Source organism: Pseudomonas graminis, assembly GCF_001705435.1.
GTDB classification, from domain to species: domain Bacteria; phylum Pseudomonadota; class Gammaproteobacteria; order Pseudomonadales; family Pseudomonadaceae; genus Aquipseudomonas; species Aquipseudomonas graminis_B.
The window spans coordinates 1-17,062 of sequence record NZ_MDEN01000065.1 but is presented as its reverse complement, the minus strand read 5'-3'; the positions used below and the strand labels follow the sequence as shown (position 1 = coordinate 17,062).

General features: G+C 62.3%; 14 protein-coding genes. 7 read left to right on the top strand and 7 right to left on the bottom strand.

Going from position 1 to position 17,062, the window contains the following annotated elements; all coding sequences use genetic code 11:
• Positions 1–73 precede the first annotated feature (73 nt).
• The 3 genes from BBI10_RS16880 to BBI10_RS16870 all read left to right on the top strand — a co-directional run bounded on the left by BBI10_RS16880 (position 74) and on the right by BBI10_RS16870 (position 2,848).
• Positions 74–1,171: a tetratricopeptide repeat protein gene (locus tag BBI10_RS16880; protein WP_065990304.1), complete on the top strand. Its 1,098-nt coding sequence runs from the start codon at positions 74–76 to the stop codon at positions 1,169–1,171.
• A gap of 186 nt (positions 1,172–1,357) precedes the next feature.
• Positions 1,358–2,059, top strand: coding sequence for a haloacid dehalogenase type II (locus tag BBI10_RS16875; RefSeq protein ID WP_065990302.1), 702 nt, complete (start codon positions 1,358–1,360; stop codon positions 2,057–2,059).
• Positions 2,060–2,482: 423 nt separating this feature from the next.
• Positions 2,483–2,848, top strand: coding sequence for a histone-like nucleoid-structuring protein, MvaT/MvaU family (locus tag BBI10_RS16870; RefSeq protein WP_065990300.1), 366 nt, complete (start codon positions 2,483–2,485; stop codon positions 2,846–2,848).
• A gap of 506 nt (positions 2,849–3,354) precedes the next feature.
• Here the strand turns inward: BBI10_RS16870 and BBI10_RS16865 are convergent.
• Positions 3,355–3,858: a DUF4946 domain-containing protein gene (locus BBI10_RS16865; protein ID WP_065990854.1), complete on the bottom strand. Its 504-nt coding sequence runs from the start codon at positions 3,856–3,858 to the stop codon at positions 3,355–3,357.
• 199 nt (positions 3,859–4,057) lie between these two features.
• Here BBI10_RS16865 and gloA point away from each other — a divergent pair, with 199 nt between their 5' ends.
• Entirely contained in the window at positions 4,058–4,588 is a 531-nt protein-coding gene (gloA, locus tag BBI10_RS16860; protein ID WP_065990298.1) for a lactoylglutathione lyase, read from the top strand.
• Positions 4,589–4,919: 331 nt separating this feature from the next.
• Here gloA and BBI10_RS16855 read toward each other — a convergent pair whose 3' ends face one another.
• Positions 4,920–6,728 (bottom strand): sensor domain-containing diguanylate cyclase, encoded by a 1,809-nt coding sequence (locus tag BBI10_RS16855; RefSeq protein ID WP_065990295.1) that lies wholly within the window; start codon positions 6,726–6,728, stop codon positions 4,920–4,922.
• A gap of 370 nt (positions 6,729–7,098) precedes the next feature.
• Here BBI10_RS16855 and BBI10_RS16850 point away from each other — a divergent pair, with 370 nt between their 5' ends.
• Complete coding sequence (locus BBI10_RS16850; protein WP_065990293.1) at positions 7,099–9,123, top strand: methyl-accepting chemotaxis protein; 2,025 nt, start codon at positions 7,099–7,101, stop codon at positions 9,121–9,123.
• Between the two features lie 47 nt (positions 9,124–9,170).
• Here BBI10_RS16850 and BBI10_RS16845 read toward each other — a convergent pair whose 3' ends face one another.
• The 5 genes from BBI10_RS16845 to BBI10_RS16825 form a co-directional block, all read right to left on the bottom strand.
• Positions 9,171–10,082 (bottom strand): SMP-30/gluconolactonase/LRE family protein, encoded by a 912-nt coding sequence (locus tag BBI10_RS16845; protein WP_065990291.1) that lies wholly within the window; start codon positions 10,080–10,082, stop codon positions 9,171–9,173.
• Between the two features lie 16 nt (positions 10,083–10,098).
• Positions 10,099–11,055: an ABC transporter permease gene (locus tag BBI10_RS16840; RefSeq protein WP_065990289.1), complete on the bottom strand. Its 957-nt coding sequence runs from the start codon at positions 11,053–11,055 to the stop codon at positions 10,099–10,101.
• Positions 11,052–12,041, bottom strand: a complete 990-nt coding sequence (locus tag BBI10_RS16835; protein WP_083233150.1) for an ABC transporter permease — start codon at positions 12,039–12,041, stop codon at positions 11,052–11,054. Before BBI10_RS16835 ends, BBI10_RS16840 begins: the two co-directional genes overlap by 4 nt.
• A complete protein-coding gene (locus BBI10_RS16830; protein WP_065990287.1) occupies positions 12,038–13,495 on the bottom strand; it encodes a sugar ABC transporter ATP-binding protein in 1,458 nt (485 codons plus the stop codon). Before BBI10_RS16830 ends, BBI10_RS16835 begins: the two co-directional genes overlap by 4 nt.
• A 73-nt stretch (positions 13,496–13,568) precedes the next feature.
• On the bottom strand, positions 13,569–14,543 hold the full coding sequence (locus BBI10_RS16825) for an ABC transporter substrate-binding protein (RefSeq protein ID WP_244160383.1): 975 nt from the start codon (positions 14,541–14,543) through the stop codon (positions 13,569–13,571).
• A gap of 327 nt (positions 14,544–14,870) precedes the next feature.
• Here BBI10_RS16825 and BBI10_RS16820 point away from each other — a divergent pair, with 327 nt between their 5' ends.
• Positions 14,871–16,169, top strand: coding sequence for a GAF domain-containing sensor histidine kinase (locus tag BBI10_RS16820; RefSeq protein WP_065990280.1), 1,299 nt, complete (start codon positions 14,871–14,873; stop codon positions 16,167–16,169).
• A complete protein-coding gene (locus BBI10_RS16815; RefSeq protein ID WP_065990278.1) occupies positions 16,154–16,900 on the top strand; it encodes a response regulator transcription factor in 747 nt (248 codons plus the stop codon). The genes BBI10_RS16820 and BBI10_RS16815 overlap by 16 nt, the downstream gene beginning before the upstream one ends.
• The last annotated feature ends 162 nt before the right edge of the window (positions 16,901–17,062 follow it).

The window sequence follows — 17,062 nt, the reverse complement described above, 5'->3', positions numbered from 1 at the left end:
ACCCTTCCCTACAGGGTTTGACACTCGGCGGTCTCTCCCCGAAGCTGCTGCACACGCACACACGGAAACCGATATGTCTGAGTCGTCTTCCCGGCGCACACCTGCCCAGCTCAAGGCTCGACGTCGCTGGCAGGTGGCAATTGCGCTGGCGCTGTTGCTGCTGATCATCGCCATGGCGATGCTGGTGCGAAACTGGCACGCGCCGCCGGCCGCACCCCAGGTCAATCACAGCTACGCCGAAGCACTGGAGCAGGCCCACGGCGGCAAGCCCGGCGCCGCGCGCGTGCTGTATCAGCAATTCACCCGCACCGACCTGTCGGACATTCGCCGCGCCGGCCTGCTCGCCGAACTGGTGAATTACCCCAGCACCCAGGCAATGAAAATTCTGCGCGGCGATCTCAAGCGCCCCGCTGCACTGGTTCAACAGGCGGCCATTCAGACCGTGACCGCCATGCTGCCGGAAGATCAACGCACCACGCTGATCGGCCCCCTGCTGGACGATGCCGATGATCAGGTGCGCTTCAGCGCGGTGCGCGCCTTGCTACCGCTGAGCCCGGATGAGCTGGGCCTGTATTACGGCGCGCTGCAGGAAGCCGCTCAACAGTATGAGCAGGCACTGAGCGCCGAACCGCCAAGCGGGCAACGTCAGCTCGCGCTCGCCCAGCTGTACCTCAACAACGGCACCCCGCAAAAGGCGATCGATGCGCTGGAACTGGCCGCAAAGCTGGAACCGGACAACCTGGAGGCGGGGCTGGCACTGGTGCAGGTGCTCGACCGTCAGGGTCAGGCCGATCGTTCACGCCAGTTGCTCGCCCAGTGGCTGGAAAAACAGCCCCAGTCGGCCCTGGCGCAACACGCACTCGGCCAATGGCTGCTGCGGCATAAACAGAATGAGTACGCGCTGCTTCCGCTGACCCGGGCCATTGAGCTGGAACCGGACAACACCGGTTACCGTTATGACCTCGCCGTGGCGCTTCACGATCTTGATCAGCTCGAAGCGGCGCAGCGGCAGCTGGAAGACATTCTGCAGCGCGCACCCGCCGATCGCCGCGCGAGGATTCTGCTGATTCGTTACTGGACGGAGGCCGGGCAGCTACAGAAAGTGCAGGTGCTGCTGGCTGAACTGGAGCAGCTCAACGCCGATGATCCTGCCCTGCAGCAGGGGCTTTAGCACCTCATTACGCGCCCCCGACAGGCGGAAGTACGCTGTCCATCCCATCCAGGAAACGATTCATATTGATGAGTGCGTCGCGCCGGCTTGATCGGGTTAACCTTGTCCGTGATCCGGCACGTCAGGGCTTCAAGCGACGAACGCGTGCTTGCAGCCGCGTGCACTACTCAGAAGAGAATCCCCATCATGGCAGTGCAGAAACCAACGCCGATCATCGTTTTCGACGTGAACGAAACCTTACTCGACATCACCACCCTTGAGCCTCTGTTTGAGCGGGTGTTCGGTGATCGAGCCCTGTTGCGCGAGTGGTTCGCCAACCTGATCCTCTATTCGCAAACGATGAACCTGTGCGGCCGTTACACCCCGTTTGGCAAACTGGCCGCAGGCACGCTGCGCATGCTCGCGTCTGTCCATCAGGTCGCCCTGGCCGCCAGTGATATCGATGACTTGCAGGCACGGATGGGTAACATGCCTGCACACCCTGATGTGCTGCCGGCACTCAACGGCTTGCGTGACGCCGGCTTTCGGCTGGTGACGCTGAGTAACTCGGCCAGCGGTGCATCCCCTTCGGCCCTTGAGCGCGCCGGGTTAGCGACATTCTTCGAGCGCAGTTTCAGCGTAGAGACCGTTAAAAAATTCAAGCCTGCTGCGCAGACCTACCAGATGGTTTCCCGGGAGCTGAATGTCGAACTGGCTGACCTGCTTGTGGTGGCGTGTCATTTTTGGGACACGGCGGGCGCCCAGGCGGCAGGCTGCCTCGGCGCCCTGCTGACCCGGCCGTACAACGCACCGCTCCTGATAGACGAAATGCCGCTTCCCGACCTGATGGCCCCCGACTTGGGCGGCCTGGCCGAGCAGATCATTCAACGCTGGGGCGGGCCGGCGTAGCCCGAGGCCTCACTGGCTGACGTGGGTTGCTCTGTGCAGGTACGCGGCTGTTTGCCGCCGCGTTTGAGATGGCACAGTTTCCAATGGCGCTAAAGTATAAGAAATTACTTACAACGTTTAGCGCCCATTATTGTTTTTTTGTCAGACCCGCTTATCGTCGCCCGGATGTTTCACTTAACAATCAGTCATCCGCTATTTTACAACGCGTAAAAAACGTGCATTATTTACTCGCGCCACAACTGAACTACCCCGTCGCGAGACCAACGTTCATTCCCATGAAGTTAATGTCGACGGCTGATCCTGATGCCAGGGACACGGTAGAAAGTGGTGAAAACTAAAGCAGCAGACCCGGATGCGCGTCGTGCTGCTTGCATTGTTGCTTGCATTGAGCTGACAACAGCCATTAATTGCCGGAGTATCATTTTGTCCAGACTTGCCGAATTTCGCGCAGCAGAAAAAGCCCTACAGGAGCAGCTGGCCCAGCTGGAGTATCTGAAGAACGACGTCGGATTGAAGAAGGAAATCGAGTTCGAGCAGCAGCTCCAGGCCCTGATGAGCACGTACGACAAGACCTTGCGGGACATCATCGCCATTCTCGACCCTCACACTGGCGCGTCCAATGCCACGCCAGCGGCCCCGAAACGCCGTCGTCCGCGGGTGGTCAAGGTCTATCAGAATCCCCACACCGGCGAAGTCATCGAGACCAAGGGCGGCAACCATCGCGGTTTGAAAAACTGGAAATTACAATACGGCGCTGAATCCGTTGACTCCTGGTTGCGCGGCCGCTAATCCCCTGCTCCCTAGAACATTGGCCTGCAAGATTGATCTGCAACATCGAGAGGAAGCTCTGCTCGCGGGGCTTCTCTGCAAGTGCAGAGACAGGCCCATGAAACAAGTGCTTAAAACGCAAATGATCGCGACCCGCGCCCTGCGTATTTTAAATAATGCGTGCGAGTGCGGGACGGGTGTTGAATATTGAACCTGACAATTAGCTGAACAGATTCGTATTAATGACATATATCGCTTTCAATACTCGGCAGGCTTATAGCATGCTCAACCGTTGAGTCTCTTAAGCGTTATTAATCCCGTCAAACAGCACTGAGTGAGTGTTAAAGCTGGCCATGAGCCTTCATACAGCCACAGATGAATTTTCCCTCTGCAGCTGAATGGCTCGTGAGCTTCACATTTTTTTCACACCGGTTTGTAGAGGATAGAGGCTGCTAAAGGATTAGCGCCCCAATGCCCGCTTCGGCGGGCTTCTTTATGCCTGCGATTTGTCCAGACCCCGCCTTGATCTACGGCGCCGCTCCCAGGCGCAGACCATTCCTGATCTGCAACACCTCCTCTTTATGGGCCGCGTAGCCTTCCGCCGAGCCGGCATACGACAACGACCACGCCAAATCGGGATTGGCCGCCGCCACCAGCGTCTGGGTCATGACGTGATTGCCGTTCTGGGTGATGGTGCACGTGGTTTCCATGGCTGGAATGTCGCTCAGCGTGCTGTCCTTCATCCGCGTGCAGACGCTCTGAAAACCGCCGCGGGCGAAATTGACCTGAACCGCCTTGCGCATGGCCAGCAGCACGCCCTGCACGTTGACCGAATGGCCGGGCTGCAGCTGCGTCTGGGTCAGCTCCACGACCATGGCCGGATCACCGTTCTGATCGTTTTTGACCGCACGCTGTCGTAGTTGCACGGCGGGCTGGCCTTCGCTCGCCGACGGCTGGGGCAAGGCTTCAACGTCCCAGCCTTCGGGCCAGATGATCATGGCGTCAGCTGAAGACGCGACGCCCGGAATCATCAGCACGAAACAGAAAGCAACGCGGGCGCATGGGCGCAATAAGAGATGCATGCGCGGTACCTGAAGGTCGAGCCGCAAAGTGTGAGCCGGTCATGCAGTGTCTACAAGCCGGAAACCGCGCTTTATGCGCCTTCGGTTTGGCGCGTCAGCCATGAGCCCGTATCATTACGCAACATTTTAGCGTTAACCGGAGACAACCATGAGTCTGCACGACCTGAACACTTTCCCCGGCGTCACGGCCACCCCGGACGCCTCGACCGCACAATTCGTGTTCAACCACACCATGTTGCGGGTCAAGGACGCCACCGCTTCCCTAGACTTCTATACCCGCGTGCTGGGCTTCAGCCTGGTGGAAAAGCGCCACTTCGCGGAAGCCGAATTCAGCCTTTACTTCCTGGCGCTGGTCGACAAAGCACAGATCCCGCAGGACGACGCCGAGCGTAACGTCTGGATGAAAGGCATTCCCGGTGTCCTCGAGCTGACCCACAACCACGGCACCGAGAAAGACCCTGAGTTTTCCTATCACAACGGCAACACCGACCCGCGCGGCTTCGGTCATATCTGCATCTCGGTGCCGGACATACACGCCGCCTGTGCGCGCTTCGAAGAACTGGGCGTGGACTTTCAGAAACGCCTGACCGACGGCCGCATGAAAAGCCTGGCCTTCATCAAGGACCCGGATGGCTACTGGGTCGAAATCATCCAGCCAACGCCGGTAACGGGCGAGTAATCACGCTCGATCAGTGGGACCGGCCTTGATAGGGACAGGACAGGCATTGACCCGACCGCGGGACAGGCGTTGACGCCGACCGTAGGACCGGCATTAGCCGGGAAGGCGTAAGGCGTCACACCGCAAAATTGTGGGTGTTCACGCTGGCCTCTTCCCGGCTGAAGCCGGTCCCACTAAAAGCATCGCGTGCATCCGGCAAGACTGGCTGCGACCTCGACCGTAGGACCGGCTTTAGCCGGGAAAGCATGAGGCGTCACGCTGCAAAATTGTGGGTGTTCACGCTGGCCTCTTCCCGGCTAAAACCGGTCCTGCAATGGAAACCCGGCCAGCGTCACGCCGCTTCTATCACCTGATCCGTATCACCCAGATCCGCATAAATCTGCGCGTTCGACGGTTCAGGGGTAAACGTCAGCGCAATGTTCTGGCACTGCTGCTTAAGCTGTTGCAGCTTCAGCGGCCGGCTCAGGAAATAGCCCTGGGCTTCTTCGCAGCCGAAATCACGGACCAGGCTCATGCAGCGAAAGGTTTCGACGCCTTCCGCGACGGTGCGATAACCCAGTTCACTGGCCAGGTGCAGCACGGACCGGGCGATGATGCGGTTGCGCGGGTTGCTCTCCAGGTCCGTCACCAGGGATTTGTCCAGCTTGAGGATATTGGCCGGGATCTCGTGCAGATAGGCAAAGTTGCTGTAGCCCGCGCCGAAATCGTCGATGGCCACGTCAACGCCCAGCTCTCGAATGCGGGTGAGCTGCGCGATGACGCGTTTGTCGGCACGAATCCACTCGCCTTCGGTGATCTCGACTTCCAGCCGTGCGGGTGCAACGCCGTGTTTTTCGCAGGCGCTCTGCAACGTTAGGGCGATGTCCAGGTCGGAGAAGTCCAGCGGCGACAGGTTGAGCGACAGCCGCACTTCATCGTCGATCCAGCCGCTGAGGTCGGTCAGCGCCCGGTCGATGACCCAGCGGGTCACGGTGCTGATCCTGCCGGCGCCCTCGATCAACGGAATGAACTCATCCGGCCCGATCTTGCCGAGCATCGGATGGGTCCAGCGAATCAGCGCCTCGACGCTGAGCAGGCGGCCATCCTGCAAGCTGAAACGTGGCTGGTACTCCAGAAAGATGTCGCCACTGACCAGCGCGTCGGCGAGTTCATTGAGCAGGGTCAAGGCGCGACGCTGGGCGCAATCCTCCGCCTCGTCATACGCCGCCCACGGCACCTGCCGATAGACGGCCCTGCCCGCCGCGTGGGTCGCTTTGCCCATGAGCGCAGCGGCGGAGTTCTGACCATCGTCACAGCACGCCAGCCCCACGGCCACCTGCTGATGGGTGAAAGGCTCGGTGATCACCGCCAACAGCATGCGAACCAGGTCATCCCGGCGAGAGCGCTCGCAGCTCATCTGCAGGCAGAAATCCAGGTCGCTGACGTGATACAGCTCAGCAATCCCATCCAGACGGCGACGCAGGCAGTTGGCCATATCGCGGCGCGTCTGTTGTGCATCCAGATTGCTGTTCACGCTGACATCCGCAGCGCTCGCCATCGGCTGGGTGCGGATCACCACCATCAGCCGCACCTGACTCCCGGTGACCGCAACGTCCTGGGTGTCCAGCAAGAACTGCTGCAAATTCGGCAGGCGGCTGACCGGGTGGCGGTAGCGCATCGCCTGGCATTGTTCGACTTGGCCCATGACCAGCTGCGCAAAATCTTCGAGGACAGCCACTTCGTCGGGCTGAAGCGTGCGAGGGACAGTGTCGATCAGGCAAAAGCTGCCGAGCACATCACCGTGGTGATTGCACAACGGGGCACCGGCGTAGAAACGGATGCCATCAGGCTGGGTGACCAGCGCGTTGTCGACAAAGCGCGGATCCAGGCGAGCGTCATTGACCACCATGACTTCGGCGTTCTGGATGGTGTAGCGGCAGAATGACTGCTCTATGGGCGTCTGACTCGCGTCAAACCCCACACGGCCCGGAAACCACTGCCGATCTTTTTCCACCAGGGACACCAGCACCGTCGGCACGCGAAAGTGCGCGGCAGCCAAGCGGCACAGGCGGTCGAAATCCTCGCTGTGAGCGGTTTCGAGCCATTGCAAAGCGTGAACCGCGGACAGGCGCTTCTGCTCAATTTCCAGCGAACAGTTCATGGCGTGCGCCCTCCGTTCTAAAAATACGGGTTAGATGATATCTCATGGCCATCATTGCCCGCTCAGGATCATGACGGGTGGTCAATTACCGACGATCAGGGGCAGAACAGAATTCGGCTGAGCTGAGAAAGACTGATATCACAAAGACATCACTTAATCGGTTCAGTTCCAAAGCTGTACAAATATATATTGTTGTATAAGTTTTTATAAAGTTAATACGATACCGGCCGACAGATGGACTGGAGCGAGGCGCAATCAACCATAGCGCCTTCTCCTCCCAGAGACGTCGTCACCGCACTCCGACCCGAGAAAAAGGACCGTTCTCACCGACAACAACCCAATCGCCCCGCTTCGGGGCTTTGAGAACAGTATGAATATTCTTTCCCCTGCCGTGTACCTGACCAACCGACTGCGCTTTCCGGCCAAATTCGCGCTGCTCGCCATCATCGTTTTGCTCCCCCTGGGGCTGTTGGGCGCGCGCCTGCTGCATCAGCTCAACGCCAGCATTGATAACATCCACTCCGAAGAAGTCGGCCAGCGTTACCTGATGGACGTCACCCCCGTACTGCGCCTGTCGATGCTGCAGCGGGCATTGACCAACCGCCTGCTCAGCGGGGATGAGACAGCCCAGGCTGACCTCTCCGCCAATCAGACCAAACTCCTGGATGCCTACACCAAGCTGGAAGCCACGGACCGCCAGTTCACCGTCGAGCTGGAAACAGCCGACCGCGTGCAGCGCCTGCGCTCCGGCGCAGAAGGGCTGATCAGCCAGACTAAAGCCGGTGCCGATCAAGCGACCCTGTTCGATGCATGGAGCGATCAGATGACCCAGACGCTGAACTTCATCTACTTCATCTCCGCCACCTCCGGGATGGTGCTGGACGAAGACTACGCCTCGCTGTTCCTGATCGATCAGAGCACCCTGCGACTGCCACGCCAGATCAACGTCGTCGGCCAGTTGCGCGGTCTGGCCAGTGGTCTGCATGAAGGGCAACCGCTGACCGACGCCACCCGTGGCACGATCAAATCGCTGCTCAAGCAAGAAACCCAGATTCGCCAGGAGCTGCTGCAGAGCCTCAACCTGCTGCGCCGTAAGGAAACAGCCCTCGCCGATCGCATCCAGTCCCCCGTCAGCAGCGGGCTGTCCAGCCTGGACAGCTTTCGCAGTGACCTGCAAACCTTGATCACCTCACCACAGAACACCATCACCGGGATGCAGGGCCTGCCGACCAAAGGCAACGCCGTGGTGGCCGAGCTGTATAAGGCGCAGGACGCCTTGCAGGCAGCGCTGTCGGCGGTGCTGGAACAACGGGTTCACGACAAGTCGGCCGAACGCACCGCCATGCTGGCGATGTTCGCCATCGCCGGTCTGCTGCTGATTTATGCGTTCAGCGGTATCTATAGCGCGATGCGCCAAGCCATGGAAGCCATGTTGAGCGCCACCCGTCGTATCGCCCAAGGCGACCTCACCGCCCGTGTCAACGTGGCGGGCAAAGACGAAATGGCCGACATCGGCACCGGCTTGAATCACATGGTCCAGGCGTTTGGTGAATCCCTCGCCCAGGTCGAGCGCAGTTCGCGCTCGGTATCCGACGCCGCGACCCGCCTGAGTGCGTCCATCGACCGCGCCAAAGTGTCGATGAACGCCCAGCAAGGCGAAACCGAGCAGGTTGCCACCGCCATCAACGAAATGACCGCCAGTGTCGCCGACGTCGCCCAGAACACCGAAGGCGCGGCGCGTGCAGCGGAACAGGCCAGCCAGGCATCCGGCAAAGGCCTGGGCGTCATGCAGCAGACCCGCCAGACCATCGAAGCACTGGCCGGCGAAGTCGACCTCAGTGCGCAAAAGGTCGCGGCCCTCGCGCTGCACAGCCAGGAGATCGGCGGGGTCATTGAAGTGATCCGCAACATTGCCGACCAGACCAACCTGCTTGCCCTCAACGCCGCCATCGAAGCCGCCCGCGCAGGTGAGCAGGGCCGTGGCTTTGCCGTGGTCGCGGATGAAGTGAGAACCCTGGCTTCACGCACTCAGAACTCCACCGCGGAAATCCAGCGGATCATCCAGCAGCTGCAACTGGCGACCAACGCGGCCGTGGACCAGATGAAAGCGGGCAAGGACCGGGCGCAGGATTGCCTGAGCTCGGCCGATCAGACGTCCTCAAGCCTGAACGCGATCAACGAAGGCGTTGAGTCGATCGTCGGCATGAACACCCAGATTGCCAGCGCTGCGGTGCAGCAGCACGCCGTGTCCGAAGACATCAACCGCAACGTCACCGAGATCCGCAACGGCACTTTCGTGTTGATGGAAGGCATCGAGGACAACGCGGTAACGGCGGACGAACTGTCGCTGCTGGCCGGCGAACTGCGTACCGTGGTTGGCCGTTTCAAGCTCTGAGAACTGGGGGCGCGGCGGAAATCCCGCGCGCCTTGCCCTGTCATCGCTCAAGGCATCTGGGCCCCCGCCACCGCTACGTACACCGAATACAACGACGTATTGGCGGTGATGAACAGGCGGTTACGGCGCGGGCCGCCGAAGGTCAGGTTGGCGACCTTCTCCGGCAGGCGGATCTTGCCCAGTAATGTCCCGTCGGCGGCGAAGCACTGAACGCCGTCGCCGGCACTGGTCCAGACATTGCCCTGCACATCCACGCGCATGCCGTCCGGCACGCCCGGCTCAATCACCGCAAAAACCCTCGACTGCCCCAGCTCGCGCCCATTGATCACCTCGAACGCGCGGATGTGGTGGGGGCCATCGGGGTCGTGGGAGCGACCGGAATCGGCGATGTACAGGGTCTGCCCATCCGGGGAGAAGGCCAGGCCGTTGGGCTGCACGAAATCATTGGCCATGCAGGCGATCTCGCCGCTGTCCGGGTCGATGCGATACACATGGCGGCCCGGCTGCTCCTCTTCGGCCTGATAGCCCTCGTAATCGGTGAGGATGCCGTAGCTGGGATCGGTGAACCACACCGCGCCATCGCGATGCACCACCACGTCATTCGGCGAGTTCAGACGCTTACCTTCGAATCGCTCGGCCAGCACCGTGATCGACCCGTCCGGTTCGGTGCGGGTGACGCTGCGGGTGCCGTGCTCGCAGGTAATCAGCCGGCCCAGCAGGTCGCGGGTGTTGCCGTTGGCAAAGTTCGACGGGGTGCGGAAGGTCGACACCCCCTGCTCCGGGGTCCAGCGCAGCATGCGCTGGTTGGGGATGTCGCTCCACAGCAAGTACCCGCCGTCGTTGAACCAGACCGGCCCTTCGGCCCAGCGGCATTGTTCGTACAGGCGTTCGAGCTGGGTGTTGGGCAGAATCAGGCGATGGAAACGCTTGTCATGGCATTCGTAGAGGTCGTCGGACACGGGGTCGATCCTTAATTCAGGCGCGGGCATTTTTGCGTCCGCTGACAGCGGTAATCACCGCAATGATGATCAGGCCGGTGAGGATCAGCCGCACCCCGGCACTGGCGCCGAAGGTGTTGAGCATGCTCACCAGCAGGTAGAGAAACAGCGACGCGCCCCAGATGCCCGGCACGTTGGAAAACCCGCCGGCCACCGAGGTCCCGCCGATCACCACCACGGCGATGGACGCCAGCAGGTATTCCTCGCCCATGCCCAGCGACGCGCCCCCGGAAAACCCGGCCAGGGTCAGGCCGCACAAGCTGCCGAACACCGCGCAGAGCACGTAGGTGGCGAAGCGCATGCGGCCGACCCGAATCCCCGCCAGTTCAGCGGCGCGGGCGTTCTGCCCGATGGCCAGCACCGAACGGCCGTAACGGGTGCGGGTCAGCACGTACCCCATGAGCACCGCCACGGCGATCACCACAATGGCGAGATACGGCACGCCGAACACGCGGCCCGTGGCGAAGGTGTAGAACCCTTCCGGCGGCGGCACCCGCACGCTGCGCCCATAGGCAATGGCCAGGGACTGCAAGATGAAACTCGCCGACAGGGTCGCGATGATCGGCGGAATGCGCAGCAGGCGGATCAACGCGAAATTGCCACAACCCACCAGCACGCCGATGCCCAGCACGCCGATCACGCCCAGCCAGATGTTGGCGTCCTGGCCGTCCATCAGTTTCATGCCCAGCGCGCCGCTGAGGGCGATGTTGGCCGGGATCGACAGGTCGATGTTGCCCGGCCCGGTGCTGATGACGAACATCTGGCCGATGCCGACAATTGCGAAGAACGTCGAGAACGCTAGCGCGCCAGACAGCAAAGCGCCTGCGCCCTGCCCGCCGGTGAACACCAGGGTCGCCACCCAGATCAATAACGCCGCGAGAAATGACCAGAGCCACGGCTTGCCGCGCAGCGCTGCAAGGGATGAAGTGCTCATAGCGGACGTACCTCCAGACGATTGACCGCCGCACGCAGCGCCAGCACGAAAATCAGAATCGCGCCCTGGGCGCCGATCTGCCAGTCAGGCGAGATGCGGATGAACGACAGCAGCGAACCGGCCAGCACCAGGGTCAGCGCGCCGAGCACAGCGCCCATGGGTGACACGCGCCCGCCAACGAATTCGCCGCCGCCAAGAATCACTCCGGCGATGGACAACAGGGTGTAACGCAGGGCGACGTTGGCGTCGGCCGAGGTGGTCAGCCCCACCAGAAACAGCCCCGAGAGCACGCCGAAGCCACCGGCCATGGCGTACATCGCCACTTTGATGCGAAGCAGCGACCAGCCGGCCTTGGCGATCGCCAGCGGATTGCCGCCGGCGCCGCGCAGCACCACGCCGACCGTGGAGCGCATCAGGAAAAAGTGCATCGCCAGCCCGAGCACAATGCAGACGATGATCGCCAGCGGAATCAGCGGCGGCTTGATCCGCACCAGCGCCTGCAGCCATTGCGGCGCCGTGCCGCCGGGCGACGGCAGCAGCAGAATCGCGCCGCCGACCCAGATGAACGACATGCCCAGGGTGACGACAATCGACGGCAGGTTGCGGCTGTGGATCAGCGCGCCGAGCAAGGCGTACACGCCCACGCACCCGGCCAGCGCCAGCCAGCCGAGGAACGGGTGCTGATCGAGTAGCGTCACCGCCACGCAGGCGACGAAGCTGATGAAACTGCCCATGGACAGGTCGAGGTCGTTGACGCTGATGATCAGCATCTGCGCGATGGTTGCCAGGGCGATCGGCACCGCCAGGTTGAGCATCAGGTTCAGGCCCATGTAGCTCATGGCCCGGGGCTGCATGATGAAGATGGTCGCCAGCAACACCACCAGCGACACCGCCGGCAAGGCGGCGCGGAGCATGCGGGCACGGCGCGCGGCGTTGTTGCGCGTCGCGACGGGGGCGCGGGCAACGGAATTCAATGGGGCATTCATGGGGTTTCCTCGGCGAAGGAGCTGCGCAGGATGCGCTCCTCGCTCAATTCACTGCGCGGCATGTCGAGCACGGCCTGGCCGTCGCGGAAGACATACACGTGGTCGCAATAGGTCAGCTCTTCCAGCTCGGTGGTGTACCAAATGAACGAACGGCCGCGGGCCGCCTCCTCCATCAGAATCGAATACACCTCGCGCTTGGTGCCGACGTCGACGCCGCGCATGGGGTCGTCCATCAGGATGATCTGGCTGTCGGACGCCAGGGCCCGGGCAAACAACGCTTTTTGCTGGTTACCGCCGGACAGCGACAGGATCGGATTGCGCATGTCAGGGGTGCGGATGCCCATGCGCTTCATCCAGTCGTCGGCCATGGTTTGCTCGGCATCGGGGTCCAGCAGCACGCCGCGCTTGAGCTGGTTGAGTGAGCCGATGGTGATGTTTTCGCCGATGGACCACAGCGCAAACACGCCGTCGGTCTGGCGGTCGCCGGCGACGAAACTGGCGCCGGTACCGTGCTTGACGCAGTCGCGCAGCACCTGGGTCAGTAACTGGCTCTGGCCATGCCCGGCCAGCCCGGACAGGCCGACGATCTCGCCGGCAAACGCCTGCACCGAGCGGCCATCGGCCTGACGCGCCGGGCGCTGTTGCACGCGGGGAATGCCCTGCTCACGTCGGGAGGCGAAAGCTTGTACTGCCTGCTGCTGTTCGCGGGCCGTGCCGCCCATGACTTCCACCAGCGAATCATGGGTGAAGTCTCGGGCCGCACGGGTTTCGACGATTCTGCCGTCACGCATCACCGCGATGCGGTCACAGGTGCCGAGCATTTCGCCGAGGATGTGACTGATCAGCACGATGCTGCCGCCGCCCTCGACGAACCGCCGCACATGGCGCAACAGCTGCTCGGCGACACGGGCGTCGAGGGATGAGGTGGGTTCGTCGAGGATGATCAGATCCAGGCGCTCATCGACATTGATGAACGCCCGGGCGATCTCCACCATCTGCCGCTTGCCGATGGACAGGTCAGCGACGATGTCATCGGCTTCGATGCCGTGGCCGGGGAAAATCTGCTCCAGCATGGCTTCGATCAGCGCACCGGCCCGACGCCGCCAGCCGAAGCCGCGCAGGGCCGGTGACATCAGCCGGGTGTTCTCAGCCACGTTGAGGTTCGGGCACAGCGACAGCTCCTGAAACACGCAGCGAATGCCGTGCTGCCGCGCCACTTGCACCGAATAGCCTTCGCGCAGGTCGCGGCCTTCGATTAACAGTTGGCCGCAGTCGGCGGCCAGGGTACCGGCGAGCACTTGCATCAGGGTCGACTTGCCCGCGCCGTTATGGCCGATCAGGCCCAGGCATTCGCCGGCGCGCACGCTCAGGTCGACGTCACTCAGGGCGCGCACGGCGCCGAACGATTTGCCGGCGCCCGCGAAGGCCACCCGCACAGGTCCATTTGCGTTCATGGTCGGAATTCCTTGGCGGGCCGCAGGCAGCGCGGCCTGCTTTGCTTACATGGACAGGCTCACAGGGGAAAGCTCACTGGGACGCGGCGGGCTTGAGCCTGGCGACGTCGTCGACGCTGTAGGTCTCGCTGACGATCCCGCCCTTGGGCAGGTCCTTCAGGCTGGCGTCGAGGGTCTGCTGGGTGACGGTGACCGCAGGCGACAACAGGTCATGGGGCATCTGCTTGCCGTCGAGCAACTGCTGCGCGACATAGAACGCCAGGCTGGAAATACTCGGTCCGCTGCTGATGGAGAAGCTCTGATAGCCCTGGGTGTCGCTTTGCTTTTTCCACCAGCTCAGCTCTTCTTCGCGGTTGCCAAAGATGATCGCCGGCAACGGACGGCCTGCCGCGACAAAGGCCTGGGCAATGCCGACGCCTTCGCCGCCCTGGGTCACCACGGCGTCGACTTTCGGCAGGCTGGGCAGCACGCCGGAAACGGCTTTCTGCGCCACGGTCGGTGACCAGTTGCCGTTCACCTCGCCGACCACTCTCAGGTTCGGGTGTTTCTGCGCGCCGGCGGTGATGCCGGAGTGAATGCGCTCGTCCACCGACACGCCGGCCAGCCCGCGCACTTCCAGCACATTGGCGCCCTGGGGGAAGCGCCCGGCGAGGTAGTCCATCTGCTCGATGCCGGTCTGCTTGAAGTCCATGGAGATGCGGTACGCGCAGGGTTCGGAAACGGTGCCGTCGAAGGACACGACAATGATCCCGGCGTCACAGGCCTGCTTCACCGCGCCGTTGAGGGCCGTTGGCGACGAGGCATTGATGACGATGGCGTCATAACCCTGAAGGATCAGGTTCTGGATTTGCGCGGCCTGCTCGGTGGCCTGGTTTTCCGCCGTGGTGAAACTGTCAGCCGACGCGATCAGGCCATCCTTGACGGCTTTGTCGGTGGTCTGCTGCCAGCTGGCGAGCATCAGTTGGCGCCAGGAGTTGCCGGCGTAGTTGTTGGAGAGCGCGATCTTCTTGTCGGCCGTATCGGCGTGGGAGGCGACGGGCAGAGCCATCAGGGGCGCCACAGCCAGTGCGGCACACAGCAATGAACGGCGTAGCGGATGACGACGACTTTTCATAGTTGAACCCTTGTTATTTTTATGGGGGCTGCAGGGTGGCCGACGGCGTCGGTCGCACCTTATTACGAACAGTACGCGGCGAGTCTGCACTGGCCGGTGAAGAGCGTCAGTGGTCAATCGTGCAGACCTGATGCGGGATCCCGCAAGCGACCTGCAGGATCCAGCGTTCTTTTTGCTGCACAGGGGCCATAATGCCCGGACTGCATCCCTGTTCGTTTACAAAAAGTGTTCTATCCAGACAATAAAAACAGGTTGGAGCCCATGGCACAGCGACCGCACACCCTTGCCGAAGACGTGCTGCATCATTTTCTCGGTATTTCCCGCGCCCTCGCCGGTCAGCTGGATTTCCAGTCGATGATCGACGCCGTCTCTCGGGAAATCAGCCCGATTCTGCCCCACGACCACCTCGACGTGTGCCTGTTCGTGCTCAATGGCCGCGAGCACATCACCTATGAAAGCGGCGTGCACACGCTATGGGGCGATGTCGCCCAGCCGATGCCCGTGCACACCAGTCCGATCCGCGCCGTGCTGTTGGGCGAGCAGGCGTTTCTGTTGACCCACGACGCCATGAACGACGCACGCTTCGCCTTCCCCGGCGCCGTCAACCACCCGATTTTCGACGCCCGCCTGCGCAGCCGCTTGCACGTGCCTCTGCGCGCGCGGGGCGAAATCATCGGCGCGCTGAGCTGCTCGAAACACACCGAGCATTTCTACACCCTGGACGACGTGCGCCACACCCAGCACGTCGCCGATCTCCTGGCCTCCTACGTGTACGCCCTGCGCCAGACCGAGCAGGCCAAGCAACTGGCAATCGCCGAAGCCCAAGTGCGTGCGCGGGAGGAAGGTCTGCGCCAGGGCGCGCTGCGTCTGACCGAAGAGCTGGAGCGCGAACGGCAGCGGGTGGGCATGGACTTGCATGACCAGACCCTCGCCGACATGACCCGCCTGCACCGGCGCATCGCCCGCCTGCAAACCCTGCCCAGCGTGCCGGGCGAGGACTTGCGCGGGATTGCCCGGGCCCTCAAGGACAGCATGCAGGAGCTGCGACAGCTCATTGATGCGGTCAAGCCGACGGTGCTGCAGCTGTTCGGCTTTGAAGAAGGCGTTGAAGACCTGTTGCGGCGCAGCGTGCGCGACAGCGGCCTGAGCATCGAAACGCGCCTGCAGGACAGCACCGACGGCATGGGCGACCGCTTGCCGGAGTCGGTGAAAGTCGCGGTGTTCCGCATCATTCAGGAAGCGGTGAATAACGCGATCAGGCACGCGATGCCGGGCAGTATCGTCATCCACATCAGCCACACAGGCAGCCTGTTGCAACTGACGATTGACGATGACGGCCTTGGGTTGGACGTGGGCAGTGGTTTCAAAAGCGGCGGCATTCAGAACATGCAGGTGCGCGCGCAACTGATGGCGGCGCAGTTGTTTATCGAACGCGGGCCCGACGGGCGAGGCACCCGGGTAAGGGTGTGCCTGCCGCTGGCTGATCTCGCCATCGTTGATGAGGCGGCAGCTGTTTGCGCGCCTGCGTTTTTAACGGAGACGCCATGCAAGTCCTGCTGATTGAAGACGACCCGGTGCACCGGGCGTTCCTGCGCGAAGTGATCGAAGTGGCCCTGCCGGAATGCACGCGCTTGCTGGAGGCCGAAGACGGCCGGATCGGCGAGCAAATGTTTAGTCAGAGCCCGGTGGACGCGGTGGTGATGGACCTGCAGATGCCCTGCCGCACCGGCGTCGAAGCGGCCAAGACCATTTGGCGGCAGCAGCCGGACACGTCGATTCTGTTCTGGTCGAATTACTCCGACGAGGCCTACGTGCGCGGGATCGCCCGAATCGTGCCCCAGGGGGCGGCCTACGGTTACATCCTCAAGACCGCTTCGGAAGAACGCTTGCGTCTGGCGTTGCGGGGATTGTTCATCGAGCAGCAGTGCGTGATCGACCGCGAGATTCGCGGCGTGCAGCTCAAGGCCCACGATCAGTTGTCCGGGCTGAGTGATGGCGAATACGAGGTGCTGCAGGACATCGCCCTCGGCCTGACCGACCGCACCATCGCCACCCGCCGCAACCTGTCGCTGCGCAGCGTGCAGAACCGGCTGCAGCAGCTGTACGAAAAGCTCGGCGTCTATCAGCCCGATGCGGCGGGTGAGCGCAGCACCGCCTTCAACCTCCGCGCCCGCGCCGTCAACGTCGCCCTGCTCCGCCGCCTGCTCAACCGCACCGCGCTGGAACAGGCCGAGGCCGAACTGCAACTGTGGCTGAAGAACCCGGCGCGGCATCGGTTTGGAGGGGACTGATTTATTTACAGCGCTTCACCGTAAATTAATCTGTCCCCGGAGTGCGCGGTGCGGCTGAGAGAAGATCAAGGGCGTCTGCCTGGGGGCAGACTGTTTCGCCTTCGGCGAGTTACTTGGAAAAGCACCCCAAGTAACCAAGGGTGCTTGCTCTCGGTTGGGCCC

Excerpts from the sequence above, each read along its gene's own strand:
- BBI10_RS16880 (WP_065990304.1), top strand. The coding sequence starts at position 74 with ATGTCTGAGTCGTCTTCCCGGCGCACACCTGCCCAGCTCAAGGCTCGA.
- BBI10_RS16875 (WP_065990302.1), top strand. The coding sequence starts at position 1,358 with ATGGCAGTGCAGAAACCAACGCCGATCATCGTTTTCGACGTGAACGAA.
- BBI10_RS16865 (WP_065990854.1), bottom strand. The coding sequence starts at position 3,858 with ATGATTCCGGGCGTCGCGTCTTCAGCTGACGCCATGATCATCTGGCCC.
- gloA (WP_065990298.1), top strand. The coding sequence starts at position 4,058 with ATGAGTCTGCACGACCTGAACACTTTCCCCGGCGTCACGGCCACCCCG.
- BBI10_RS16855 (WP_065990295.1), bottom strand. The coding sequence starts at position 6,728 with ATGAACTGTTCGCTGGAAATTGAGCAGAAGCGCCTGTCCGCGGTTCAC.
- BBI10_RS16850 (WP_065990293.1), top strand. The coding sequence starts at position 7,099 with ATGAATATTCTTTCCCCTGCCGTGTACCTGACCAACCGACTGCGCTTT.
- BBI10_RS16840 (WP_065990289.1), bottom strand. The coding sequence starts at position 11,055 with ATGAGCACTTCATCCCTTGCAGCGCTGCGCGGCAAGCCGTGGCTCTGG.
- BBI10_RS16835 (WP_083233150.1), bottom strand. The coding sequence starts at position 12,041 with ATGAATGCCCCATTGAATTCCGTTGCCCGCGCCCCCGTCGCGACGCGC.
- BBI10_RS16830 (WP_065990287.1), bottom strand. The coding sequence starts at position 13,495 with ATGAACGCAAATGGACCTGTGCGGGTGGCCTTCGCGGGCGCCGGCAAA.
- BBI10_RS16825 (WP_244160383.1), bottom strand. The coding sequence starts at position 14,543 with ATGGCTCTGCCCGTCGCCTCCCACGCCGATACGGCCGACAAGAAGATC.
- BBI10_RS16820 (WP_065990280.1), top strand. The coding sequence starts at position 14,871 with ATGGCACAGCGACCGCACACCCTTGCCGAAGACGTGCTGCATCATTTT.
- BBI10_RS16815 (WP_065990278.1), top strand. The coding sequence starts at position 16,154 with ATGCAAGTCCTGCTGATTGAAGACGACCCGGTGCACCGGGCGTTCCTG.